Source organism: Actinomycetota bacterium (genome assembly GCA_035765775.1).
Taxonomy (GTDB): Bacteria; Actinomycetota; CADDZG01; order JAHWKV01; family JAOPZY01; genus DASTWV01.
Genome location: DASTWV010000024.1, coordinates 13,651 through 36,920, shown reverse-complemented (window position 1 = coordinate 36,920; position 23,270 = coordinate 13,651). Strand labels below are relative to the sequence as shown.

The window sequence follows — 23,270 nt, the reverse complement described above, 5'->3', positions numbered from 1 at the left end:
ATCATACGCGGTGCCCAGAACCGCCCTTGAGTGCAGAGTGGGCGCCCAGATGCGCGTCCGCCGGGATGTCCAGGCCCGCGTTCTGGCCGGTGCTGGGCGGCGGGCCGTAGGGGCCGGACGGGCCCGACCGTGGCCCCCGCTGGGCCGCTGCCGGGAGGATGACCGAGAACGTGGTCCCGATGCCGAGCGTCGAGGCCGCCTCGATGCTGCCGTTCATCGCCTCGACCAGCGAGGCCGCGATCGCCAGGCCGAGGCCGGCACCGCCGGGAGACTCCGACCGGGCCTTCGAGCCCCGGAAGAGGCGCTCGAACACGTGGGGCAGCTCGTCCGGGGCGATGCCCGGCCCCTGGTCGGCCACCTCGATGCGCACCAGGTCTCCCCCCTGGCGGGCACGGATGCCGATGGGCGCCCCCTGGCCGTGGCGCACCGCATTGGTCACCAGGTTGGTGAGCACCTGCAGCAGGCGGTCGGGGTCGGCCAGCACGCACAGCTCGGAGGGCACGTCGACGGTGACCTGCCCCGGGCTGGTCAGCATCCCGCGCAGCAGGGCCTCGCCCACCACCAACTCCACTTCCACCACGTCGCGCCCCAGGGGCATGCCCTCGTCCAGGCGGGCAAGCAGCAGGAGGTCCTCCACGATGCGGCTCATGCGGTCCAGCTCCTCCACCGCGATCGACATCGAGCGGCGGCCCGCCACGGTGCCGACATCCATCGCCAGCAGCTCCAGCTGGCCGCGGACGACCGTCATCGGGGTGCGCAGCTCATGGCTGGCGTCCGAGAGGAACCGGCGCTGGCCCTGGAAGGCCACCTGCAGCCGCCCGAGCATGCGGTCGAACGCCTCCGCCAGGCGCCCGACCTCGTCCAGGGGGCCGGCGCCGCTTACCCGCTTGGACAGGTCGTCGGTCTCGGAGATCGACTCGACCTCCCGGGACATCCGGGCCAGCGGCCGCAGGGTCCGGCGCACCGCAATGAACCCGAGGAAGGTGGCGAACACCAGCCCGATCACGCTGGCGAGGGCCACGTCCTTCAGCAGGGAGCCGAGGTTGTGGCTGATGATCTGCGACTCGGAGGCGCTCACCAGGACGATGGCCACCGGTTTCCCGCCCTCGCTCACCAGCTCCCGGTACACCCGCACGGTCCCGTGGTTGCCCTTCACCGAGAACCAGGTGTCCCGGTCGGAGGTCAGCAGCTGGCGCAGGCTGGCCGAGGGGAGGGCGTCCTTGATGTTCAGGCCCTGGGAGTACAGGAGCTGGGTGGAGGAGATGAGCACGGCAGCACCCTGGCCCTGGGGCAGGGCCTGGTCCGACAGCCACTTGCGGGTCTCGGTGGTGAACGCGGTCGGCTGGTCCTGGCCGGCGGCCAGGTCGGCGTTCAGCTGCTTGGGGACGACGCTGTTGAACGACTGGGCGACGGCGAAGAGTGCCTTGTCATCCCCCCCGGTCACCTGGGCGCGGGTGAACTGGATGGCCAGCCCGGCCACAACGACCAGGGTGGCGGTGACCAGCAGGGCATAGATGGCGGCGACGCGGAACGAGAGGGGCAGCGCCCTCTTTCGCCCTCCGCGGCCCCGCGTCACGGTCGCCACTCAACGATGCTAACGCCCTTGGAGCCCACGCAGCCCGCGCGTTCCCGCAGGTCCGGGCGGGTCGCAGCGCGCTACCGTGCGGCGCTGCGGCTCTCGGGCAGGGTCTCTTCGGGAACCACGAAGCGGTAGCCCAGCCCCCGGACGGTCTCGATGAAATCGGCGCCGATCTTGCGCCGGAGGGCGGCGACATACACCTCGACGACGTTGGAGCCCGGGTCGAAGTCCACCTTCCACACCAGCTGGAGCAGCTTGCGCCGGGAGAGGACCTCGCCCTGGTGGCGCAGCAGGTTGGCCAGGAGGGTGAGCTCACGGGCCGAGAGGAGCACCTCTCTGCCGTTGAGCGACGCCCGGTGGGCGGCGAGGTCGACGCTGAGCGGGCCGGCCTTGAGGGTGGTGCCCTCCTCGGCGATCACCCGCAGGCGGGCGCGGATCCGGGCGGCCAGCTCCTCAACCGAGAACGGCTTGGTGATGTAGTCGTCGGCGCCCGCGTCCAGCCCGCCCACCTTGGACGTGGTGTCGTCCAGCGCGGTGAGGAAGATAACCGGGAGCCGTCCCTTGATGTTGCGGAGCTCCTGCAGCACCTCGAGGCCGCCCATGCCGGGGAGGATGAGGTCCAGGAGCACCATCTCGACGTCCAGGCTGCGGGCCAGCTCCAGCCCGGTCTCGCCGTCGGGGGCGGAGGTCACCAGGAACCCGCGGGCCTGCAGTCCCTGCTCCACGATCGATCGGATGCGAAAATCGTCCTCGATCAGCAGCACATGGGTCACTCGTCGCCCCTCTTTCTCCGCTGTTGTTCCGCAGGCTTCGCCGTCAGGAAATCCCTGCGGGGTCGCCGATCCGGTCGATCGAGCCGGCCAACCGTGTGCCAACCCCACGATTCGGTTTCATCTTCGGCTGATCACGAGGATTCCTTAAACCCTAACTTAGGGTTTTTTCATCCCCCTAGCGGTGGTGAGACTCGCCGGGGGAGTGAAATATCCGTTACTGGGGGATTTGCTGCCCTCAGCGCTGCGCCTTGCGGCGGAGGATCTCCTCGGTGAGCTTGGGCACCACGTCGAAGAGGTCACCCACCACTCCGAAATCGGCGAGGGCGAAGATCGGCGAGTCCGGGTCCTTGTTGATGGCGACGATGGTCTTGGCGGTCTGCATCCCCGCCCGGTGCTGGATGGCGCCCGAGATCCCCACCGCGATGTAGAGCTGGGGCGACACGGTCTTGCCGGTCTGGCCCACCTGGGCGGCATGCGGGTACCAGCCGGCGTCCACCGCCGCCCGGGAGGCGCCCACCCCACCGTCGAGGGCGTCAGCCAGGGCCTCCACCAGGGCGAAGTTGGCCGGGTCCTGCAGGCCGCGGCCGCCGGACACGACGACGGGGGCCTGGTCCACGGCCGGGCGCCCGGCGCCCGAGGTGTCCACCCGCTCCACCACCCGGGCGCGCCGGGCGGCTTCGGGGAGGGCCACGGTGACCATCTCCTCGGCAGGGGATCCCGGCGTGGCGGCTGCCGCCTCGACCGCCGGCACGGCGTTGGGCTTCAGGCAGATCAGGAATGGGCCCGCCCGCAAGGTCTTGCGTACTACCACGGCCCCACCGAAGGCCGGATGCTCGGCCACCGGCGCCCCTCCCTCGATGGTAATCCCGGTCACATCGGCCAGCACCCCGGCGCCCAGCCGGGCGGCCACTCGGGCGGCAACCTCCTTGCCCAGGGGAACGCTGGCGAACAGCACCCCCCAGGGCTGCCGGTCGGCCACCAGCCCGGCCACCATCGCCACCAGGGGGGCGGTCTGGAACTCAACGGCCTCCTCCCCCGCCCACACCAGCACGGTGCCCGGACCGTAGCGGGCGACCACCGGCCCGGCCTGCTCCCAGCCGGGGCCGGCGAACAGGGCCACGGCCTGGCCCCCGGTCCCGGCGGCCAGCGCGCGGGCGGCGGTGAGCAGCTGGAGGGAGACCCGGGAGACCGCGCCCCGCTCGTGGTCGATGACCACCCAGACATCGGCAGCCATCAGATGAAGTGCTCCTCCTGAAGGAAGTCGGCCAGCTTGATGTGGGCATCGCCCGCTTTGTTGTCGACCACGATGGTGCGCCGGGCCGATGCCCGGGCGGCGACACCCAGCACCCGGCTCTGCGACCCCTCGAGGCCGACCCGGGCGGCATCGATGCCCGCCTCGGCGACACCCAGCACCTCCACCGGTTTGCCCTTGGCGGTCTGGATGCCCTTGAAGGACGGGTAGCGGGGCTCGTTGGCGCCCCAGTTGACCCCGATCACCGCCGGCATCGCGGCCTCGATCACGTCGTACCCGTTGTCCCGTTCCCGGTGGATGCGCACCGCCGCGCCGTCCACGGTCACCACCTTCGCCGCCATGAGCCCGGGCAGGCCGAGGAACTCGGCCAGGGCGGGCGGGACCAGGCTGGTGCGGGCGTCGGTGGACTCCGACCCGCACAGGATGAGGTCGAAGGGCCGCCCCGCCAGCACCATGGACAGGGCGTAGGCGACCGCCAGCGCGTCGGAGCCGTGCAGGGCGGGATCGGTCAGGTGGATCGCCCGGTCGCAGCCCATCGAGAGGGCCTTGCGGGCGGCCTTGACCAGCGCCCCCTCGGGTCCGGCGGTCACCACGGTCACCTCGCCGCCGTGGGCCTCCTTCAGGCGGAGGGCCTCCTCGACCGCCACCTCGTCCACCGGCCCGAGAATGGCCTCGACGCTGTCCCGGTCCAGGGTGAAGTCATCCGGGTCCAGGATCTTGTCCGCGGCGGTGTCCGGCACCCGCTTCACGCAGACCGCGATGGCCAGAGGCATCGGCGGAGTCTACCGGCCCACGAAAGTGGCTTTGCCCGGCCCCTGCTGCGTGAAGCTGGTGGCCCCGCGGTGCCAGTCCTCGGTCCCGAACAGCATCGAGAAGAGGCTGCGCTCCAGGTCGAGCCCGGCCGTGGTGGCGCCGGTGGCGGCGTCGATGGCCTGTTTGGCGGCCCGCAAGGCGATCGTCGGCCCGTCGGCGTAGCGGGTGGCGGCTCCGAGGGCCTGGTCCAGGAGCTCGCCTGCCGGGAACACCGCGTTGGCCAGGCCGATGGCCAGCGCCTCGTCGGCCTTCACGTGCCGCCCGGTAAAAATCAGTTCCTTGGCCCGGCCCGCTCCCACCAGCCCCGGCAACCGCTGCGTCCCGCCCGCGCCCGGGATCAGCCCCAGCTGGATCTCGGGCAGGCCGAAGGTGGCCCGGTCCCCGGCGAGGCGCAGGTCGGCGGTGAGGGCCAGCTCGCACCCGCCGCCCAGCGCGTACCCGTTCACCGCGGCAATTGTCACCTGGGGCAGCCCGGCGAGGCCGCGGAAGGCGGCGTCGAGGTCGGTCCCGTAGGCATGGACCTCGGCGACGGTCATCGCGGCGAACTCCTCGACATCGGCACCCGCCGAAAAATGGCGGCCGCCCCACAGCACCACCGCCCGCACCTCCCCATCCCGGGCGAGCGCAGCGGCTGTGGCGGCCAGCTCCACCACCATCGCCCGGCAGAGGACGTTGAGCGGCGGGCGGCGCAGGTGGACGACGGCGACCGCGTCCCGGCGCTCGATCTCGACGAACTCGGCCACCGCTTCCCCCTCTACCTCGAATCGCCTATCTCAACTCGCCGGGCTCTATGATCGCCCGGTGGCTGGCCCGCCGACGGGGGAACCCGATCTCGACGCCCTCCGTCGCCGGCTCCTGCCGGCCGAGCCGCCGCCCGCCGCGGCGAGCGGCGGGATCCCGGCGGCGGTCCTGGTCCCCATCGTCGCCTCGCCGGAAGGATCGTACCTAGTGTTCACCGTGCGCAGCAGCGCCCTGGGGGCGCACGCCGGCGAGGTGTCGTTCCCGGGCGGGCGGGTGGAGCCGGGCGAGACCACCCGGGATGCCGCTCTGCGGGAGGCCAAGGAGGAGTTGGGGATCGTGCCCGGGAGCGTCGACCTCCTGGGCACCCTCCCGTCGGCTGGCACCCGGGTCAGCGGCTTCCACATCACGCCCTGGGTGGGCGCCCTGGCCCTGGCGGGCGGGAGCCCGCCCCTCCTGGTACCCGACCCGGGCGAGGTCGCCGAGGTGCTGCGCATCCCGATCCACGCCCTCCGCGCCCCGGGGGTCCGGCGGGTGCAACGCTTCATCCTGGGTCCGGCGGTGATCCACTCGCCCGCCTTCGACGTGGGCCAGGTGACGATCTGGGGGGCCACAGCCCGGATCCTGGACAAACTGCTGCCGTTGCTTGTTGCCTGATGGAGCTGGCTATTCGGTAGTGTTTGCCCTGCCTATGTGCCGGAACCCTGTGCGACGATGCCGGAAGCTGCTCGCGCTGGGCGCGCTGCTCGCGCTCCTGGTGTCACCGCTCGCCGCAATGTCGGCGGCACTGGCCGCCACCCCGCCCGCCACCCATGACGTCACCCTGAGCGAAACCGCCTACAGCCCGGCCTCGCTGCAGGTCACCGTCGGCGACACGGTGAACTGGACGGTCCCCTCCGCCCTGGCCGGCGGCTCGCACACCGTGTCGTCCGACAATGGACTGTTCGGGTCCGGAACGCTGTGCACCGGCCTGCTGTGCCTGGGCGGGGCACAGAGCTTCTCGCACCAGTTCACGGCGGTCGGCACCTTCCACTACCACTGCAACTTCGTGCCCGGGATGGTGGGCACCGTCGTGGTCGTGGCGCCCCCGTCGCCCTCGCCGTCGCCTGTCCCCTCCCCCTCGCCCACGCCGGCTCCGTCGCCCTCGCCGAAGGTGACGGCCACAGCCACCCCGTCGCCGTCGGTCTCCACCACGGCCACGCCGAGCGCCACGGTCACGCCCACCTTCAGCCCCTTGCCCACCGACTCTCCGGTCCCCGTGCAATCCGTGCTGGGCGCGCCCCCGGCCACCACCAAGAAGGGGAAATCGGCGGCCTCGGTCGTCGCCTTGGTGGCGGCGGCCATCGCCATCGTCTGCGCCGTCGGCCTGCTCGCCCTGCGCCGGACCGGCGGCTGGTGATGCGCCGGGCGCGCCGCGCCCTGCTGGCCGTGGTGCTGAGTGCGTGTCTGTTGAGCACGGCTTCCGCCCTGGCCGCCACGCCCAGCCCCGGCCCGGGTACTCCCAGCACCACGGTCACGCCCTCGGTCATCCACGGCGGCGCCCCACCCGGCGAGCGCAACCCGCTGGAGGGTGCCCTGGCCGTCCTCGCCATCGTGGTGGTGGCGGCGGCCGGCGTCTTCGTCTACGGGGTGATCCGCAAGGGCCTCTGACCGATCCAGGCGGCGATCCCGGCCACCACGGTGGCACCACGGTGGCATCGAGGGAGATCCCAGGTTTACGACCCGCTCGCCTCCAGGCTGGTCTGGCCCATCATCCGGGCCACCTGGCGGGCGGTCGAGACCTGCACCGCCTCCTCCATCTGCTGGGCGAACACGGTGTCCATCGAGCTCGACGCGGCCGGCCGCATCCGCTGCAGGGACTCGGTGATCTCCGGCAGGCGCTCCATCGGCATGCCGGCCTGGACGAAGGGCTCCCAGACGTACTCCTCGAACACGGTGACGAACCGCTCGGCGATGTGGCGCAGGTCGGCGGCCAGCTCCTCGTACTGGTTGAGGACCGTGGCGAGGGGCACGCCGGCGGAGGCCAGCTCGGCGCCGTTGCGGATGAGCCGGGGGCTCGGCGCCACGTAGCCGTCCTGGTCCGGGCGCAACAGGCCGAGACCGATGGCCCGCTGCAGGAGGGCGGGCTGGTCCACCACTTCCGGGAACATCTCCTGCAGGCGCTCGATGTTGAAGTGCCCGGGCTCCTCATCGCTCCAGGGCGCCATGAGCGCCTCTTCGAAGCCCAGGACGTCCTGCAGGCTGCGGCCCTCCTCCCAGGCGTCCAGCAGGCAGGCGATGGCGGCGAGGGAGAAGCCCCGGTCCTGCAGGTTGTCGGTGTACTTCAGCCGGGCGAGATGGCCTTCGTTGTAGTAGCCCACCCGGCCGACCATGCGGGGCGGCGGCAGGATGCCCCGGGTCTGGTAGGAACGGATATTGCGCGTGGTGGTCCCGGCCTCCCGGGCCAGGTCATCGATCGTCCACTCCTTCTCCATGTCGCACCCCTCCTTCCCGCGGCCACCCAGGACGCGGGCGACACCTACCAACGTAACATGTTTCCATGTTACCGTGCCCCCCTGGACTCGGCACGCATTTCCTACCGCCCGCAATGACTCTCTCAGCCGATTGTGAGGATCCCGTCTCAGGATGCGCTCAGGGGATCCTCAGCCCAGCCGGCTCAATTCGTCGGGCGAGAGGCGCACCACCCGACGTCCCCGGGCGCGCAGCGCCTGCAGGTCGCCCAGGGCCTGGGCGGCGATGAGGTCCCCGAAGCTGTAGGGCTGCCCCGGGATCGGCAGGTCGACGGCGTGGGTGTCCTCCACCACCTGGAGGAACACGCCGGTGTCGGGGCCGCCCTTGTGGAGCTGGCCGGTGGAGTGCAGGAAGCGGGGGCCGAAGCCCACGGTGGTGGCCACATGGCGCTGGTCGCGCAGGGCCAGCCGGGTGGCCTGGAGGCCGGCAGCCCGCTCGGGCGTGCGCTGCAGGTAGGCCTGGATGCCGAGGTAGTCGCCCGGACCGGTCTGGCCCTCCTTCGCCACACTCCCCGGATCCACCTGCCCGGCCGCCGCGGCGCCCCCCGCGGCCAGGATGTCCCGGGTCGCCTGCTTGGCCTCCTCGACATTGGGCTGATCGAAGGCGTTGATCCCCAGCACGTAGCCGGCGACCGCAGTGGCGAACTCGAAGCGCAGGATCTCCGCCCCCAGCCGCTCCGGGCTCCCCGCCTCCAGGCGCACCACCGGGTGGCCGGCCGCCTGGAGGGGTTCGAGGGCGGGGTGGTCCCCCAGGGCCACGAAGAGCCGGTCGGAGCCATAGACCGACGGGTCGCCGAGGGTCTCCCCGGGGACCGGGACGATGCCCTTGCCCTCCTTGCCGGTGGACTCGGCCACCAGCTGCTCCACCCAGTCGCCGAAGGTGTCGATGGCCGCCGGCAGCACGAAGGTCAGCTTGTCGCGCCCCGCCCGGGCAGCCTCTCCCATCACCGCCCCCAGCCAGGCGCCCGGATTCTCCGCTGCGGCCCGGTCACCGGCCAGTTCGCCTGCCATCGCCCCCGCCGAGCCGAGCAGCGCCTCCAGATCGGCGCCGATCAGGGCGGCGGGCACCAGGCCAAACAGCGAGAGGGCCGAGTACCGCCCCCCGAGATCGGTCGGGTTGCGGAAGACCGCCCGGAACCCCCGATCGGTGGCCAGCTGGTCCAGGCTCGTCCCGGGATCGGTGATGGCCACGAAGCGGTCGCCGATGGTCGGCGTCGCCCCCAGCCGGGCCCAGAAATGCTCCATCTGGGAGCGCGTCTCCAGCGTCCCGCCGGACTTGCTGGCAACGATGAACAGGGTGGCGGACAGGTCCAAAGCGTCCTCCACCGCCCGGATGGCGGCGGGATGCGTGGTGTCCAGCACGGTGAGGTCCAGAGCCCCGGCGGCGCTGCCGAAGGTCCGGGCGAACATCTCGGGGGCCAGGCTGGAACCCCCCATGCCCAGCAGCAAGGCGTGGGTAAAGCCGTCGGCGGCCGCCTGCCGGGCGAACGCCTGCAGCTCGCCCACCTGGCCGCGCATGGCCGTGGGCAGCGTCAGCCAGCCGAGGCGGTTGGCGATCTCGGTGGGATCGGGCTTCCAGACGGTGTGGTCGTAGCGCCAGATCCGGGCGGTCACCTGCTCGGCGTCCATCCGGTCCAGCCGGTGCTGCACCGCCTCGGCGAGGGGCCCGAGGGGGCCGAGGGGGCCGAGGGTGGCGGGGTCAAACGGGGCCATAGTTGTCCTCCTCAGGATCTCGATGGTGCCGGCCCGGCCGGCCTGGCGGGGCCAGTCCGGGCGGTCGCTGGATCGACGGTCCGGTTCCAGGCCCGGATCACCGGGTAGTCGTGCTCGTAGCCGAGGGTACCCACCCCGGCGGGGTCGAGCGCCAGGTGCTGCCCGGCGCTGGCCGGCATCCCGATCCAGCGGGCGGCCAGGATGCGCAGCACGTGGCCGTGGGCGAACAGGGCGACGTCGCCCCCGGCCGACCGGGCCTCGGCGATCACCCGATCCGCCCGCTCCCCCACCTCGTCCACCGTCTCCCCACCCGGCACCCCGTCCCGCCACAGCGACCACCCGGGCCGCTCGGCGAGGATCTCATCGGTGGTCCGCCCCTCGTAGGCGCCGTAGTTCCACTCCTCCAGATCGGGGCACAGCTGGGCGGCGTCACCGAACCCAGCCAGACGGCAGGTCTCCTCCGCCCGCTGCAGCGGGCTCACCAGCACCCGGGCAAACTGCCGCCCGGCCAGCAGCCCGGCCAGGGCGGCGGCCTCCCGCCGGCCCTGCCCGGTCAGGGCCACATCGGTGCACCCGGTGTGGCGTCCGTGGATCGCCCATTCGGTATCGCCATGGCGCACAACGACCAGTTCGCTCGTGAAGGGCACGGCCTGAGGCTACCGCGGGTCGTTTAGGGTGGGCACATGGCGCCCGACTACATCCTCCCCGAGGGGGAACCCGGCGAGCTCCGGCCCCAGGTGATCTCGGTGACCCCCACCCGGTACCCGCAGATCGCCGAGGCGGTCCTGCGCTCGGGGGCGGTGCTCGGCCCACCGGGGGCGGCGGACGGCCTGATCTGGACCGATCCCGACGACACCGAATCGCTGGCGTCGATCCTCATCGGCTCGCCGGCCCGCTGGGTGCAGCTGCCCTACGCCGGCGTGGACCGGGTGGCCCGGGAGGGGCTGCTGGACCACGAGCGCACCTGGACGTCGGCCAAGGGCATCTACGGCCCGGCCGTGGCGGAGCACGCCCTGGCCCTCATCCTCGCCGCGTCCCGGGGCCTGCCCCAGTACGCCCGGCGCCACTCCTGGGCAGAACCCGGAGAGGTCCCTGCCAGCCGCCTCGCCGGCCGCAAGGTGCTCATCCTCGGCACCGGCGGCATCGGCCGGGCGCTGTCCCGCCTGCTGGAGCCCCACGAGCCCATCATCCTGGCCGTCAACCGCAGCGGCACACCGATGGCGGGGGCATCGTCCACTACGCCCGTCGCCGAGCTGCCCGGGCTCATCGGCCAGGCCCATTTCGTGGTCATCGCCGCCCCCCTGACCGAGGAGACCGAGGGCATGTTCGACGCCGGGCTCCTGGGCGCCATGAGCCGCCAGGCATGGCTCATCAACGTGGCCCGGGGGAAGCTGGTGGACACCGCGGCCCTGGTGGAGGCCCTCGCCGGGCGGCGCATCGCCGGCGCCGCCCTGGATGTCACGGACCCCGAGCCGCTCCCCGACGACCACCCGCTGTGGGCCATGGACAACGTCCTCATCACGCCACACGTGGCCAACACGTGGGACATGGCGCTCATGGACCTGGCCGCCCGGGTGGAGCGCAACGTCATCGCCTTCATCCACGGCCAGCCCCTGGAGGGCGTGGTCGACGTGGACCTGGCCTACTGAGCGGTGCCGGAACTCGTCGTCCTGCTGGACGAGGACGGGAGGGCCATCGGTACCGCCCCCAAAACCGCGGTGCACCACCGGGACACGCCCCTCCACCTGGCGTTCTCGTGCTACGCCATCGACGCCGCCGGCCGGGTGCTCCTGGCCCGCCGGGCAGAGAGCAAGGCGACGTGGCCGGGCGTGTGGAGCAACAGCTGCTGCGGCCACCCCCAGCCTGACGAGCCGCTGGTACGCGCCGTCCGGCGCCGCCTGGCGGATGAGCTGGGGATCGGGGAGGCGTCGGTGGACGCCATCCTCCCCCGGTTCCGCTACCGGGCGGCGATGCCGTCGGGAGTCATCGAGTACGAGGTGTGTCCCGTGTTCCGCGCCACGCTGGCGGCGGGAGTTGCCCCGTGGCCGAACCCAGACGAGGTCGCTGAGACCGCGTGGGTGCCCCTGACCGCGCTCGCCGCCCGCCCCGAGAGCGACATCAGCCCATGGTGCGCGGCCCAGGTACCCGAGCTCCTGGCCCTGGGTGACGACCCCCGGGCGTGGCCCGCAGCCCGTCCGGCCGACCTCCCGTTCGGCGGTGACCCGGCCTACCCGTGCTCCTGCGGCACTAAGGGTTTGAACACGTCCGCGAAGAGAACTGGGGACTAATTTCCGTCTTTTTGGCGGAAATAAGTCCCCAGAACTTACGACAATCGCGCCGAAGGTCGCCCTCAGATCGCCGGGGCCTCCCGGTAGATGCCGAATGGCCGCTTCAGGGCGGCCACCATCTCGCCCAGCGTGCACTCGGCCCGGGCGCAGTCCAGCAGCGGCCCCATTAGGTTCCCGCGAGGGTTGCCGGTCCCCCGCGCCGCGGCACCCAAGGCCAGGAGGGTCCCCTCGACCGCCCGGGGCTCCCGGCCCGCCTTGCGCTTGGCCAGCGCCTCCACCTGACGCGCCTCGGTGTCCGGTGGGATCTCCAGGAGCCCCACTTCCCGGCCCCGCTCGGCCCGGGTGAAGCGGTTCACCCCCACCACCACCTTGCGGCCCTGCTCCACCAGGCGCTGGTAGCGGAAGGCGGCGTCGGAAATCTCGGCCTGGAAGAAGCCGTCCTCGATGCCCCGCAGCATCCCCGGGAGGATCGCCCCCTCCCCCATCTCCTCGATCCGGCGGAAGTACCGCTCGGCGTCCGCCTCCACCCGGTTGGTCAGTGCCTCGACGAAGTACGACCCCCCGAGGGGGTCGGCCACGTTGGCCACCCCGGTCTCGTAGGCCAGGATCTGCTGGGTGCGCAGGGCCAGCTCGACCGCCTCCTCAGTGGGCAGGGCCAGCACCTCGTCCAGCGAGTTGGTGTGCAGGGACTGGGTGCCCCCCAGCACCGCGGCGAGGGCTTCGAACGCGGTCCGCACCACGTTGTTGTAGGGCTGCTGGGCGGTCAGCGAGCACCCGGCGGTCTGGGTGTGGAAGCGCAGGCGCAGCGCCCGCTCGTCGGTCACGCCGTAGCGCTCCCGCATCCACCGGGCCCAGATGCGGGGGCGGCCCGGAACTTGGCGATCTCCTCGAAGAAATCCATGTGCGAGTTGAAGAAGAACGACAGATGCAGCGCCACCTCGTCGGGGGTCATCCCCGCCTGCACGCCCAGCTCGACATGGGCGAACCCCGACGCCAACGTGAACGCCAGCTCCTGGGCGGCGGTCGAGCCCGCCTCCCGGATGTGGTAGCCGGAGATCGACACCGGGTGGTAGCGGGGCACCTGGTCCCGGCAGAAGACCATGAGGTCGGCGGTCAGCCGCAGGTGCGGCTCCGGCGGGTAGATCCACTCCTTCTGAGCGATGTACTCCTTCAGGATGTCGGTTTGCAGGGTGCCCTGGAGCCGGTCCCAGGGGATCCCCCGGCGCTCGGCGACCACCAGCCACATCGCCAGCACCATCGCCGCCGGGCCCGAGATCGTCATCGAGGTGGTGACCTCGTCCAGGGGGATGCCGTCGAAGAGCACCTCCATGTCGGCGGCCGAGTCCACAGCCACCCCGCAGCGCCCGACCTCGCCCTCGGACTGGGGGTCGTCGGAGTCCCGGCCCATGAGCGTCGGCATGTCGAAGGCGACCGACAGCCCGGTCTGGCCCTGCTCCAGCAGGAAGCGGTAGCGGCGGTTGGTCTCCTCCGCCGTGCCGAAGCCGGAGAACTGCCGGAACGTCCAGAGCCGGCCCCGGTACATCGTCGGGTAGACGCCCCGGGTGAAGGGGTACTCGCCGGGCGAGCCGAGGTCCCGGTCGTACTCCAGCCCGGCGACGTCCGACGGCGTGTACAGCGGCTCCAGCGGTTCTGACGAGATGGTGTCGAAATCGGCGTCCCGCCAGCCCTCCTTCGACGCGTCCATTTCCTCCAGTGTAGGAGTCAGCCCGTTCGCAACCCCAGCTGCTCGAGCAGCTCCCCCGCCGCCGTTGCCGGGTCGATCTCCCGGCGCTGCGCCCTGAGCACCAGGTCCTCCAGCAGCGGCGCGGCGTCCGCCTCCAACGTGTGGCGCACCCGCTCCGCCGCCACCGAGGCGATCTCCCGGCCCAACCGGGCCTTCCGCCGCCGCTCACCTTCGCCGGACGACTCGAGGAACGTCCGGTGGGCACCGATCGCCGCCCATACCTCGCCAATGCCGGTGCCGGCCGAGGCCACCGTCTCCAGGACGGGCGGCCGCCAGGCCGTGTGCGCCCCGATATCGAGCATCTGGTTGAGATCCCGCACGGTCTCCCGGCTGCCATCCCGGTCGGCCTTGTTCACGCAGAAGACGTCGCCGATCTCCAGCAGGCCCGCCTTGCCGGCCTGGATCCCATCCCCCCACCGGGGCGTGACCACCACGACCACGGTGTCGGCGGCGTGCATCACCTCCACCTCGGACTGGCCGACCCCCACGGTCTCGATCAGCACCCACGCCGCCCCGGCGGCATCGGCGATCCGCACCGCCTCGGGAGTGGCCAGCGCCAGGCCCCCGAGATGCCCCCGGGCCGCCATCGAGCGGATGAACACCCCGGCGTCGGTCGCATGCGCCTGCATGCGCACCCGATCACCCAGCAGGGCGCCGCCGCTGAAGGGCGACGTCGGGTCGACCGCCAGCACCGACACCGACTCCCCACCCGCCCGGATCCGGCCGATCAGCGTCTCGACCAGGGTGGACTTGCCCGCGCCCGGCGCCCCGGTCATCCCCACCACGTGCGCCCGCCCGGTATGCGGGAAGATCGCCGCCATCGCTTCGGGCAGCTCCGGCGACCCCTTCTCCACCAGGGAGATCAGCCGGGCGATGGACCCCCGGTCACCCTGCAGCGCCCGCTCGACGAGCTGGTTGATGCGACCCCCGACCGCGCTCATGAGCCCCAGAGGATACGGCGCGGTGCAGGCGGGAAGGTCAGGCGTCCACGGCGACCACGCCGCGGACCTCGGGGACCTCTTCTCGCAGGATGCGCTCCACCCCGGCCCGCAGGGTCACGGGGGACATCGGGCACCCGTCGCAGGCCCCGAAGAGGCGGATGGTGACGACGCCGTCGACCACACCGACGAGCTCGAGGTCCCCGCCGTCGAGCCGTACCGCCGGCCGGATCTTGTCCAACGCGCGACGTACCGCCTCCTCCACAGCTTCATCCTAACTCAGGGAGTGTGTGTTCCCAGCGCTCCGCCTCCAGCTCCGCTGTCACCCCACCACGGTGAGCGGCTCCCCGATGGGGGCGAGGCCGTTGTCCCAGATGAAGTTCATCGCCTCGACGCTGACCCGCACGCAGCCGTGCGAGACCGGAGTCGGCGGCACCAGGGTGTCCCCGTGCAGGGCGAAGCCGCCCACGAAGAAGCGGGGCCGCCACATGAGGCCGAGCGGGCTGGTGTGCCAGCCGTTGATGCCGTACTCGATGCGGAAGGACCCATCCGGGGTGATCGCCACCGACCGCACCCCGCCCGAGTAGTACGTGTACCCGCCGCCGGTCGAGGTGTTGAACACCCAGGAGACGTAGCCGCCGTTGATGAGGTAGACCAGGTCGGGCCCCTTGGCCACCAGGATCAGGCTGCCTGACCCCACGGCCGGGAGCCGGGGCGCCTGCGGCCGGGTGGCGATCGCCAGGTCGATGAGGCCGGCGGCATCCAGCGTGCCGGTCCGGGGCAGGCCGGCCACCTTCTGGAACGCCCAGATGGCCTGCTGGGTGGCGTCGTTCAAGGCCCCGGTCGACCCGCCGTCCCAGAACCCGAGGCTCTGCAACCGTTGTTGGACCGCCGCCAGCCCCGGTCCGGGCGCCATCGAGTACCGGTTGGCGGCGTCGCCCTCCAGCAGCCAGTAGCCGTCCGTCCCGTCCGGGGCCATCCCCACCACCGGGGGCGAGCCCGGCACGGCAGTGCCATCGCCCAGGGCGGGCGCCTGGTAGGCGTACACATGGCCGTCGTGGCCGGCGAGCCAGTACCCGCTGCCGTTGGGGTCGGCGGCGATGCCGGCCACCTGCACCCCGAGCGAGCCGGCGGAGCCGTCGAAGGCCGCGTCGCCGAAGTTGAACACCCCACCGTCGGCGGCGACGAGCCAGTACCCCGCGCCATCGGCCGTGCCCGCGATGCCCACCACCGGGGCGTTGAGCGGCCTCCCGCCCATCGAGCCGTAGAAACCCGCGTCGCCGAAGTTGAAGATGCCGCCGTCAGCGGCCACCAGCCAGTACCCCCCACTGTCGGGTGTGGCGGCGATGCCCACCACCGGGGCGTTGAGCGGCCTCCCGCCCATCGAGCCGAGGAAGCCGGCGTCGCCGTAGTTGAAGATGCCGCCGTCAGCGGCCACCAGCCAGTACCCGTTGCCGTCGCGCACCGAGGCGATCCCCACCACCGGGGCGTTGAGCCGGAGGCTGGCGAGCGACCCCAGCCAGGGCGCCGCCCCGTAGTTGAAGATCCCGCCGTCGGCGGCGGCCAGCCAGTACCCCGAGCCATCGGGCCGGGCTGCGATCCCCACCAGCGGCTGGTTGAGGGCAAGCGGCTGCGCCGGCCCGAACTGGGCAGCCGTGCCGAAGGCAGAGACACTGTCGCCGCCCGGCGCCAGCACCGTGCCCGACGCCCGGGCGGTGGCGGTCGGTGCCGCGGCCGGCGCTGGAGAGGCCGGCGGCGGCGGCGCATCGCCGGGCGCGCCAGCCCGGGGCCCCGCCCCGGCCCGGCCCGGGAGGACCGCCAGGAGCGGGAGGGCGGCTAGCAGCACCAAGGCGCGGAGGCGCCACGTCATCGGGAGCCGGGCAGCGGGCAATCTAGACCAAATAAGGGTTTGTTATGAATCGGTGCGTCAGGATACTCCGTCGGGCCGGAAACCGGATGCCGGCCTGCCCGGCACCTCAGCCGCACGGCTCAGCCGGTCGTGGCCCCTCCGGTCATCGCCTCAGCCTCCCGGATGTCCACCACGCCCCAGTCAGAGGCCTCGACCTCAGCACCCAGGGCTACCAGCTTGGCCGGCAGGTCCTCGTAACCCCGCTCCACGTGGTGCATGTCTCGCACCTCGGTCACCCCGTCGGCGTCCAGGCCGGCGATCACCAGGCCCACCCCGCCCCGCAGGTCATGGGCCACCACCGGGGCGCCCTCCAGGCGCCAGACCCCGCGCACCACGGCCTGGTGGCCCTCCACCCGGATGTCGGCCCCCATGCGCCCCAGCTCGGCGACGTGGGCGAAGCGGGACTCGAAGACGTTCTCGGAGACGATGCTGGTGCCCTCGGCGGTGCAGAGGTAGGCCAGCATCTGGGCCTGGAGGTCGGTGGGGAAGCCCGGGTGCGGCAGCGTGGCGAAATCGACCCCCAGCGGGCGCCGGGCCAGTGCCACTTCCAGGCCCCGGTCGGTCGGTGCCCAGTGCACCCCGGAGGCGGCCAGCTTGCCCAGGAACACCTCGAGATCCGCGGGCCGGGCGCCGATCAGCTCGGCTTCCCCCTTGGTGGCCAGCACGGCGAGGGCCAGCGAGCCCGCCTCGATGGGGTCGGAGGGCACCCGGTACTCGGTGGCGTGCATGGCCCCGACGCCCTCGATCTCGATCGTCGAGGTCCCCGCCCCCCGCACACAGGCGCCCATCTGGTTGAGGAACCCGGCCAGGTCCACGATGTCAGGCTCCCGGGCGGCGTTGTCGATCACCGTCCGGCCCTGGGCCAGCACCGCGGCCGTGAGCACGTTCTCGGTGGCCCCGCGGCTGGGGTACTCCAGAACGATCCGCGCCCCCCGCAGCGCCGGGGCCACGCCCTCCAGGTACCCGTGGTCGAAGTGGAAGCTGGCCCCCAGGCGCATGAGGGCCTGCTCGTGCAGGTCGATCCCCCGGGTCCCGATGTTGCAGCCGCCGGGCATGGCCACCCGGCAATGCCCCTGGCGGGCGAGCAACGGCCCGAGGACATTCACGGACGCCCGCATCTTGTGCACCAGCTCGTAAGGGGCCTCGGAACGGAGGTCGCCGGAGGTGTCGATCCGCAGCGTCTGGCCCTCGAAGCCGACCTTCGCCCCGACGTGGCGCAGTACCTCGGTCATGGTGAAGACGTCCATGATCCGGGGAACGTTGGTGAGGGTGGTTTCCCCCCGGGCAAGCAGCGTGGCCGCCATCAGCTTGAGAGCGGAGTTCTTGGCGCCCGAGATCGTCGCCGTGCCGGACAGGCGGCGCCCGCCGACGATGGTGAGGGAACTCATCGAGGGCGGATCATACCCCTGCAGCCCAGCTCTACTGCGGCTTGTCGTAGGGTGCCTTCCATGCCACCCATGTCGGAGGCCGAGTGGCGGGCCTTCCTCACCGAGGGCACACGCACCGGCAAGCTGGCCACGGTCCGCACGGACGGCCGGCCGCACGTGGCGCCGGTCTGGTTCGTCCTGGACGACGACGGCACCGTCGTCTTCACCACCTGGCACGCCTCGGTGAAGGGGCGCACGCTGCTGCGGGATCCCCGGGTGGCCATGTCGGTGGACGACCAGGCACCGCCCTACTCCTACGTGATCATCGAAGGCACCGCCACCATCAGCCGGGACCTGGACGACCTCGGGGCGTGGGCGACCCGGATCGCCCGGCGCTACATGGGCGACGACCTCGCCGAGTCCTACGGCGCCCGCAACGCCGTGCCGGGCGAGCTCCTGGTGCGGATCCACCCCACCCACGTGATCGGCCAGTCGGCGATCAGCGGCTGAGCCCGACCGGCACGGCGCGTTCGGGCGGCTGGAGAGCGGATGCCATATCATGGGCGAAGTGTCATGGACGGACGGTTCGGCAGTCGCCGCGTACGAGAGGTGCTCGGTCTACTTGCGGTCGCCTTTCTCGCCGTCCCGGGGGTCATCACCCCGCCCGCTGCCGCGTTGGGTCCACCCCGGGGGCCTGCACTCATCCCCAACGCCCTGCGCTTCTCCGTGACGCCCACCTTGGTTGCCGCCGGAGCCAAGGTGACCGTGACGTCGGTCGACCCCTGCCCCGCCCCCGCCACCACCGCCACGGTAGGGGAATTCCCGGAAGTCTTCGCCAACGGCATCCCCGGCCCCCCTCCCGCAAGCGCCACCCTCACCCCAGCCCAGGGGCCGATCCCTCCGGCCGCCATCCCCCAGCCGGCCCCAACCCAGATCCCTCTGCGCCCCGACGGGTCGTGGAGCGGGACCGTGCGCCTCGGCCCCCAGACCGGATCCGTGACGGTCGCTGCGTCGTGCACCACGGGCGGCAACCCGTTGACCGGGGCCTACGCCAACGACACCCTCACCGTGCGGACCGCCGGGGCCGGGTACTGGTTCGGTTGGGGTGACGGTGAGGTTTCGGGCGCGGGCGACGCTGGCCAGGCCGGGGAGCGCATCTCCCTGAACGCCCCACTGGTCGGCATCGCCGCCCTCCCCACCACCGGAGCGGGCTACTGGACCGCCGGGGCAGACGGCGGCGTCTTCGCCTTCGGCGAGGCGGGCTTCTTCGGCTCGGCGGAGCCGCTCACGCTCAACGCTCCCGTCGTAGGCATCGCTCCCACCACCGACGGCGGCGGCTACTGGCTTGCGGCTCGGGATGGAGGGGTGTTCGCCTTCGGCGACGCGCCGTTCCTTGGATCGGATGCCTCCAGCCCCAAAGCCAGCCCCGTCGTGGGCATAGCCGAGACGCCAACCGGCAGGGGATACGGGCTGGCGCATGCGGACGGGTCAGTCAGTGAGTTCGGCAGTGCCCCGGCCTTCCGGGCACCCGCCCACCTCAACGGGCCGATAGTGGGGATAGCCCCAACCAAGGACGGCCAGGGCTACTGGCTGGCGGCATCCGACGGCGGCGTCTTCTCGTTCGGCTCGGCGGCCTTCTACGGTCCCAGCACCGGCACGCGCACGTGCGCCTGCCGGGCGCTCCTAGGCCCTCCCCCTCCGCCGCCGCCCGTGGTCGCCCTCGCCGCCACCCCGGGCTGACTGGGGCGACTTAGGCAAGGGATCCCAACGGCAAGTCACACAGGATGGCGGCGTCGGGCCGCCGCCTCAAGCGACGGCGTCGCCACCCCCAGGTCGGCCCGGTTGACCGTGTGCCCGGGCGCCACGATGGCGTCCACTGCATCCAGAGTCTCTTCCGCCAGGGTGACCTCCGCCGCCGGCAGGAGCCCCGCCAACTGCTCGGAGGACCGGGGACCGATGATCGCCGCGGTCACTGCCGGGTGGGTCAGCACCCAGGCCACGCCGAACACCGGCAGGGTGACGCTCTCGGCCGAAGCCAGCGGGACCAGGGCCTCCACCACCTCGAACTTGGCTTGGTTCTCCGGCTTGGCCGGGTCGAAGCGGGCCGGGATCCGGGCCGCCCGGCCCGTGAGCTCCACCGGCCGGCCCGCCCGGAACTTCCCGGAGAGCCATCCGCCGCCCAGCGGGCTCCACGGGATCACCCCCATGCCGTAGGTGGCGCAGGTGGGGAGCACCTCCCGCTCGACGTCCCGGGTGAGGATCGAATAGGGGGGCTGCTCGCAGACGAAGCGCTCCAGGTTCCGCCGTTGCGCCGCCCACTGCGCCTCGACGATGGCCGACGGCGAGAAGGTGGACGAACCGATCCAGCGCACCTTGCCCTGGTGCACCAGGTCGGACAGCGCCCCCAGGGTCTCAGCGATGTCGGTCGCCGGGTCGGCGCGGTGGGCCTGGTAGAGGTCGATGTAGTCGGTGCCCAGCCGGCGCAGCGAGCCCTCGACCGCCGCGAAGATGTGCTTGCGGGAATTGCCCCGGTCGTTGGGGCCCGGCCCCATCGTGGCGTGGAACTTGGTCGCCAGGACCACCTCGTCCCGGCGCCCCTTGAGAGCCGCCCCCACGATCTCCTCGCTCTCCCCCGCCGAGTACACATTGGCGGTGTCCACGAAGTTGATGCCGGCGTCGAGGGCCTCGTGGATCGTGCGGATGCACGCGGCGTGGTCCGGGTTGCCCCAGGCCCCGAACATCATCGTCCCCAGGCAGAGGGGGCTGACGGAGACGCCGGTGGTGCCGAGGGTGACGTAGCGCATTGACCTACCTCCGCTTCTCCCGGTACATCGCCTCATCGGCAAGGCGGATGAGGTCTTCCGGGCTGTCGGTTTCCCGGGCGAACGCCGCCCCGATGCTGGCCGTCACCCGCCGGGCGCCACCCTGCTGATCCTGCGCCATCGGGTTCGCCACGGCATCCGCCATGCGGGCCAGCAGCGAGTGGATCTCGGCGTCGGCGGGGAAGCCGTCACACAGTACGGCAAACTCGTCACCCCCCATGCGGGCCACGGTGTCCTGGGGGCGCACCACCGAGCTCAGGCGCCGGGCCACCTCCACCAGCACGGCGTCGCCCGCCTCGTGGCCGAACTGGTCGTTGATCGGCTTGAAGCCGTCCAGGTCGAGGTAGAGCACCGCCACCCGCTCGCCGGTGCGCCGCGCCCGGGCCAGGGCGGGCCCCAGCCGGGCCAGCAGCAGGGTGCGGTTGGGCAGCCCGGTCAGCGGGTCGTGCAGCGCCTGCTGGGCGAGCTGCGCCTCGAGGGACTTGCGTTCGATGGCGTAGCGCACCGCCCGGGCGAGCACCGCCGGGTCCACCCCTTTGACGACGTAGTCCTGGGCCCCTCGTTGCACGGCGGCCACCGCCAGGGCCTCGTCATCGCGCGAGGTGAGCACCACGACCGGGATCCCGGGCGCCAGCGCCAGCACCTGGGTGAGGGACTCCAGGCCCTCCCCGTCGGGCAGCGACAGGTCCAGCAGGATGCACACGAACCGCTCTCCGGCCAGGGCACTCCGGGCTGCCCGCAGGTCGTTCACCCGGCACAGCTCGAAGGAGACCTGCTGGAGGCTGGCCGCCACCAGGGCGGCGTGCTCGTCGCTGTCTTCCACCAGGAGGACCCGGGGGACCCCCGGCGGTCGCGCCTCCACCCCTGCACCCCCATCCTTGGCCGGCTCGCCGGCCACAGACACCGCACCACCGCCCGCCGCGGGGGCAGACTCAGGCTCCCCCGAGAGCGCCGGCAGAGCCCCCGATGGTGCCGACGCGTCGGGTACGACCGGTGCAACCTCCGGGATGGTGAAGGATACCCGGGTGCCACCCCCGGCCCCGTCGGTGATCGCAATGGTCCCGCCCCATCCCGCCACCAGGCGGCGGCAGAGCGCCAGACCCACCCCGGCCGAGCCCGACAGCGGAGCGCCAGACAGCGGAGCCGCAGGCGGAGCGCCGGACGCCGGAGCCGCAGGCGGAGCGCCGGACTTCGCGGCCCCAGGCTGGGTGACGAAGAGGCCGAACATCCGCTCCCGCTGCTCGGGGGCGATCCCCGGCCCGTTGTCCTCGACGCTGACCTGGGCTCCGCCGCCCCCCGCGGCCGCCCGCACCGCAACCCGGTGAGGGGTCCCCGCCCCCCAGGTGAGGGCGTTGTGCACCAGGGCGGTGATCACGGCGGCGATCTGGGCGGGGTCCCCCACCACCTCGCCCGTGGCGTCGGTCGTCACGAGCGCTCCAGACGAGGCGATGTCGGCCTCCATCCTGGCCAGTGCCCCGGCGACCACGGCCGGCAGGGACACGGCAACCGCCGCAGGCGGGGCGGCGATCCCCCGGCTGTAGACCGAGAGCCCTTCCACCATCGCCGCCATCCGGACCGTGGACGTGATGATCGTGTGCACGAACTGGCGACCCTGGTCATCCAGGCGGGCCCCGTAGAGGTCCTCCAACAGGTGGGCGAAGCCCAGGATGGCCTGCAGCGGCGACTTCAGGTCGTGGGCGGCGGCCTTGCCGATCGTTTCCAGATCGGCGGCACCCAGCGCCGGGCGCGCCGTAGACGCCGCCCCGCCCGGCTGAGCCGCCCCGCCCGGCGCAGCGACTCCGCCCGGCCGACCCCCTTGCCGTCCGGCCGCCTTCCGCACCGCCTGCAGGATTTCCCCCGGGGGCCGTCCCTTGGGCAGGACGGCGTCGGCTGCCACCCCGGCCTCCCCCAGCTCCGCCCCGTCCTCCCCGGACAGGAGCACGATCCGGGTCGCCGGGGAGGCCTGCCGGATCAGCGGGAGGGCTTCCCGGCCTCCCATGCGGGGCATGAGCAGGTCCAGGAGCACGAGGTCCGGCCGGAGCTCGCCGGCCAGGCGGACGGCGGCCACCCCGTCTTCCGCCTCGCCCACCACGGCAAAATCCCCCGCCCCGTTCAGGACGGCACGCAGGAGCAGCCGGATGGGCGCGGAGTCGTCGACCAGCACCACGCGCACGGGCCCCGGGAGCGCCGCATTCATAGCCGCATCCATAGAAGAACCCATGCTGGAAATAGGCTAATGGGCACCGCGGGAAACGGTCGGCGAACATATCCTGGCACGATAGGTATAGACCCGGCCGCAGCGGGGTATCCAGCCAGTGAGATGGGCGCAATCAGCCGCATTGTCGTAGGGCTTGACGGATCCGAGGGATCCGCGGCAGCCGCCGCCTGGTGCGCCGAACTGGCGGCGCCCACCGGTGCCCAGGTCCTGGCGGTGCACGGCGCCGGCAAGCTCCCCGAGGTCTTCCGCGGGGCCCCCGATGCGGTCGCCGCCGGCCTGGATCTCTCCGGCCACCGCCACCCGGGCTGGAAGCGGGACGCCGAGATCACCCTCGAGCGCTGGTGCGAGCCGCTGCGCACCGCCGGGGTTCCCTACCGGTCGGCGGTGGTCGAGGACGACGCCGTCCACGCCCTCCTCCACGTAGCCGCCCACGAGCACGCCGACCTCATCGTCGTGGGAGCGCAGGGCCACGGCGGCATGGTCGGGCGGATCCTGGGCGGGGTCACCTACAAGCTCGCCCACCACGCCCACGTGCCGGTGGTGATCGTCCCGGGAGGACTCGCCGAGGGTTGAGCACATGCCACCGGGAGCCCCCCGCAACCCCGA

22 protein-coding genes and 1 pseudogene are annotated in these 23,270 nt (G+C 72.4%); 8 read left to right on the top strand and 15 right to left on the bottom strand.

Features of this window, described 5'->3' with window-relative positions:
* Position 1: 1 nt before the first annotated feature.
* The 5 genes from VFW71_04735 to VFW71_04715 all read right to left on the bottom strand — a co-directional run bounded on the left by VFW71_04735 (position 2) and on the right by VFW71_04715 (position 5,160).
* Entirely contained in the window at positions 2-1,585 is a 1,584-nt protein-coding gene (locus tag VFW71_04735) for a HAMP domain-containing sensor histidine kinase (protein ID HEU5002067.1), read from the bottom strand.
* Between the two features lie 71 nt (positions 1,586-1,656).
* Positions 1,657-2,352 (bottom strand): response regulator transcription factor, encoded by a 696-nt coding sequence (locus VFW71_04730; GenBank protein HEU5002066.1) that lies wholly within the window; start codon positions 2,350-2,352, stop codon positions 1,657-1,659.
* 235 nt (positions 2,353-2,587) lie between these two features.
* On the bottom strand, positions 2,588-3,586 hold the full coding sequence (locus VFW71_04725; protein ID HEU5002065.1) for an electron transfer flavoprotein subunit alpha/FixB family protein: 999 nt from the start codon (positions 3,584-3,586) through the stop codon (positions 2,588-2,590).
* Positions 3,586-4,377, bottom strand: a complete 792-nt coding sequence (locus VFW71_04720; protein HEU5002064.1) for an electron transfer flavoprotein subunit beta/FixA family protein — start codon at positions 4,375-4,377, stop codon at positions 3,586-3,588. Before VFW71_04720 ends, VFW71_04725 begins: the two co-directional genes overlap by 1 nt.
* A 9-nt stretch (positions 4,378-4,386) precedes the next feature.
* On the bottom strand, positions 4,387-5,160 hold the full coding sequence (locus VFW71_04715; protein HEU5002063.1) for an enoyl-CoA hydratase/isomerase family protein: 774 nt from the start codon (positions 5,158-5,160) through the stop codon (positions 4,387-4,389).
* Positions 5,161-5,218: 58 nt separating this feature from the next.
* Here VFW71_04715 and VFW71_04710 point away from each other — a divergent pair, with 58 nt between their 5' ends.
* The 3 genes from VFW71_04710 to VFW71_04700 are packed head-to-tail and all read left to right on the top strand — an operon-like array spanning position 5,219 to position 6,805.
* Positions 5,219-5,812, top strand: a complete 594-nt coding sequence (locus VFW71_04710) for a CoA pyrophosphatase (protein HEU5002062.1) — start codon at positions 5,219-5,221, stop codon at positions 5,810-5,812.
* Positions 5,813-5,861: 49 nt separating this feature from the next.
* Positions 5,862-6,554: a plastocyanin/azurin family copper-binding protein gene (locus VFW71_04705; protein ID HEU5002061.1), complete on the top strand. Its 693-nt coding sequence runs from the start codon at positions 5,862-5,864 to the stop codon at positions 6,552-6,554.
* Between the two features lie 50 nt (positions 6,555-6,604).
* Positions 6,605-6,805, top strand: a complete 201-nt coding sequence (locus VFW71_04700; GenBank protein ID HEU5002060.1) for a hypothetical protein — start codon at positions 6,605-6,607, stop codon at positions 6,803-6,805.
* Between the two features lie 65 nt (positions 6,806-6,870).
* Here the strand turns inward: VFW71_04700 and VFW71_04695 are convergent, their stop codons facing one another.
* The 3 genes from VFW71_04695 to VFW71_04685 form a co-directional block, all read right to left on the bottom strand.
* The gene (locus VFW71_04695; GenBank protein HEU5002059.1) at positions 6,871-7,629 is read right to left on the bottom strand and encodes a MerR family transcriptional regulator; all 759 of its coding nucleotides are present in this window, start codon (positions 7,627-7,629) and stop codon (positions 6,871-6,873) included.
* A gap of 168 nt (positions 7,630-7,797) precedes the next feature.
* On the bottom strand, positions 7,798-9,378 hold the full coding sequence (locus VFW71_04690) for a glucose-6-phosphate isomerase (protein HEU5002058.1): 1,581 nt from the start codon (positions 9,376-9,378) through the stop codon (positions 7,798-7,800).
* 11 nt (positions 9,379-9,389) lie between these two features.
* Complete coding sequence (locus tag VFW71_04685; GenBank protein ID HEU5002057.1) at positions 9,390-10,025, bottom strand: histidine phosphatase family protein; 636 nt, start codon at positions 10,023-10,025, stop codon at positions 9,390-9,392.
* Positions 10,026-10,061: 36 nt separating this feature from the next.
* Here VFW71_04685 and VFW71_04680 point away from each other — a divergent pair, with 36 nt between their 5' ends.
* The gene (locus VFW71_04680; protein HEU5002056.1) at positions 10,062-11,027 is read left to right on the top strand and encodes an NAD(P)-dependent oxidoreductase; all 966 of its coding nucleotides are present in this window, start codon (positions 10,062-10,064) and stop codon (positions 11,025-11,027) included.
* 3 nt (positions 11,028-11,030) lie between these two features.
* A complete protein-coding gene (gene idi, locus VFW71_04675; protein HEU5002055.1) occupies positions 11,031-11,666 on the top strand; it encodes an isopentenyl-diphosphate Delta-isomerase in 636 nt (211 codons plus the stop codon).
* 62 nt (positions 11,667-11,728) lie between these two features.
* Here idi and VFW71_04670 read toward each other — a convergent pair.
* The 5 genes and pseudogenes from VFW71_04670 to murA form a co-directional block, all read right to left on the bottom strand.
* Positions 11,729-13,371: pseudogene (locus tag VFW71_04670) on the bottom strand (methylmalonyl-CoA mutase family protein).
* Positions 13,372-13,388: 17 nt separating this feature from the next.
* On the bottom strand, positions 13,389-14,351 hold the full coding sequence (gene meaB / locus VFW71_04665) for a methylmalonyl Co-A mutase-associated GTPase MeaB (protein ID HEU5002054.1): 963 nt from the start codon (positions 14,349-14,351) through the stop codon (positions 13,389-13,391).
* Between the two features lie 37 nt (positions 14,352-14,388).
* Entirely contained in the window at positions 14,389-14,613 is a 225-nt protein-coding gene (locus tag VFW71_04660; GenBank protein ID HEU5002053.1) for a NifU family protein, read from the bottom strand.
* Between the two features lie 57 nt (positions 14,614-14,670).
* A complete protein-coding gene (locus tag VFW71_04655) occupies positions 14,671-16,218 on the bottom strand; it encodes a peptidoglycan-binding protein (protein ID HEU5002052.1) in 1,548 nt (515 codons plus the stop codon).
* Positions 16,219-16,337: 119 nt separating this feature from the next.
* Positions 16,338-17,645 carry a UDP-N-acetylglucosamine 1-carboxyvinyltransferase gene (murA, locus tag VFW71_04650; protein HEU5002051.1) on the bottom strand — a complete coding sequence of 436 codons (1,308 nt, stop codon included), beginning with the start codon at positions 17,643-17,645 and terminating at the stop codon, positions 16,338-16,340.
* A 60-nt stretch (positions 17,646-17,705) separates the two neighbouring features.
* Here murA and VFW71_04645 point away from each other — a divergent pair, with 60 nt between their 5' ends.
* Positions 17,706-18,134 carry a PPOX class F420-dependent oxidoreductase gene (locus tag VFW71_04645; protein HEU5002050.1) on the top strand — a complete coding sequence of 143 codons (429 nt, stop codon included), beginning with the start codon at positions 17,706-17,708 and terminating at the stop codon, positions 18,132-18,134.
* Positions 18,135-18,233: 99 nt separating this feature from the next.
* Entirely contained in the window at positions 18,234-19,364 is a 1,131-nt protein-coding gene (locus tag VFW71_04640) for a hypothetical protein (GenBank protein ID HEU5002049.1), read from the top strand.
* Positions 19,365-19,399: 35 nt separating this feature from the next.
* Here VFW71_04640 and VFW71_04635 read toward each other — a convergent pair whose 3' ends face one another.
* Positions 19,400-20,428 (bottom strand): aldo/keto reductase, encoded by a 1,029-nt coding sequence (locus VFW71_04635; protein HEU5002048.1) that lies wholly within the window; start codon positions 20,426-20,428, stop codon positions 19,400-19,402.
* 4 nt (positions 20,429-20,432) lie between these two features.
* Entirely contained in the window at positions 20,433-22,643 is a 2,211-nt protein-coding gene (locus VFW71_04630; GenBank protein ID HEU5002047.1) for a diguanylate cyclase, read from the bottom strand.
* A 123-nt stretch (positions 22,644-22,766) separates the two neighbouring features.
* Here VFW71_04630 and VFW71_04625 point away from each other — a divergent pair, with 123 nt between their 5' ends.
* On the top strand, positions 22,767-23,237 hold the full coding sequence (locus tag VFW71_04625) for a universal stress protein (GenBank protein ID HEU5002046.1): 471 nt from the start codon (positions 22,767-22,769) through the stop codon (positions 23,235-23,237).
* Positions 23,238-23,270 lie beyond the last annotated feature (33 nt).

What these genes read in the sequence shown, in the direction of transcription:
- VFW71_04725 (HEU5002065.1), bottom strand. Translation starts at nt 3,586, where the DNA reads ATGGCTGCCGATGTCTGGGTGGTCATCGACCACGAGCGGGGCGCGGTC.
- VFW71_04720 (HEU5002064.1), bottom strand. Translation starts at nt 4,377, where the DNA reads ATGCCTCTGGCCATCGCGGTCTGCGTGAAGCGGGTGCCGGACACCGCC.
- VFW71_04695 (HEU5002059.1), bottom strand. Translation starts at nt 7,629, where the DNA reads ATGGAGAAGGAGTGGACGATCGATGACCTGGCCCGGGAGGCCGGGACC.
- VFW71_04690 (HEU5002058.1), bottom strand. Translation starts at nt 9,378, where the DNA reads ATGGCCCCGTTTGACCCCGCCACCCTCGGCCCCCTCGGCCCCCTCGGG.
- VFW71_04680 (HEU5002056.1), top strand. Translation starts at nt 10,062, where the DNA reads ATGGCGCCCGACTACATCCTCCCCGAGGGGGAACCCGGCGAGCTCCGG.
- meaB (HEU5002054.1), bottom strand. Translation starts at nt 14,351, where the DNA reads ATGAGCGCGGTCGGGGGTCGCATCAACCAGCTCGTCGAGCGGGCGCTG.
- VFW71_04655 (HEU5002052.1), bottom strand. Translation starts at nt 16,218, where the DNA reads ATGACGTGGCGCCTCCGCGCCTTGGTGCTGCTAGCCGCCCTCCCGCTC.
- murA (HEU5002051.1), bottom strand. Translation starts at nt 17,645, where the DNA reads ATGAGTTCCCTCACCATCGTCGGCGGGCGCCGCCTGTCCGGCACGGCG.
- VFW71_04645 (HEU5002050.1), top strand. Translation starts at nt 17,706, where the DNA reads ATGCCACCCATGTCGGAGGCCGAGTGGCGGGCCTTCCTCACCGAGGGC.
- VFW71_04635 (HEU5002048.1), bottom strand. Translation starts at nt 20,428, where the DNA reads ATGCGCTACGTCACCCTCGGCACCACCGGCGTCTCCGTCAGCCCCCTC.
- VFW71_04630 (HEU5002047.1), bottom strand. Translation starts at nt 22,643, where the DNA reads ATGAATGCGGCGCTCCCGGGGCCCGTGCGCGTGGTGCTGGTCGACGAC.
- VFW71_04625 (HEU5002046.1), top strand. Translation starts at nt 22,767, where the DNA reads ATGGGCGCAATCAGCCGCATTGTCGTAGGGCTTGACGGATCCGAGGGA.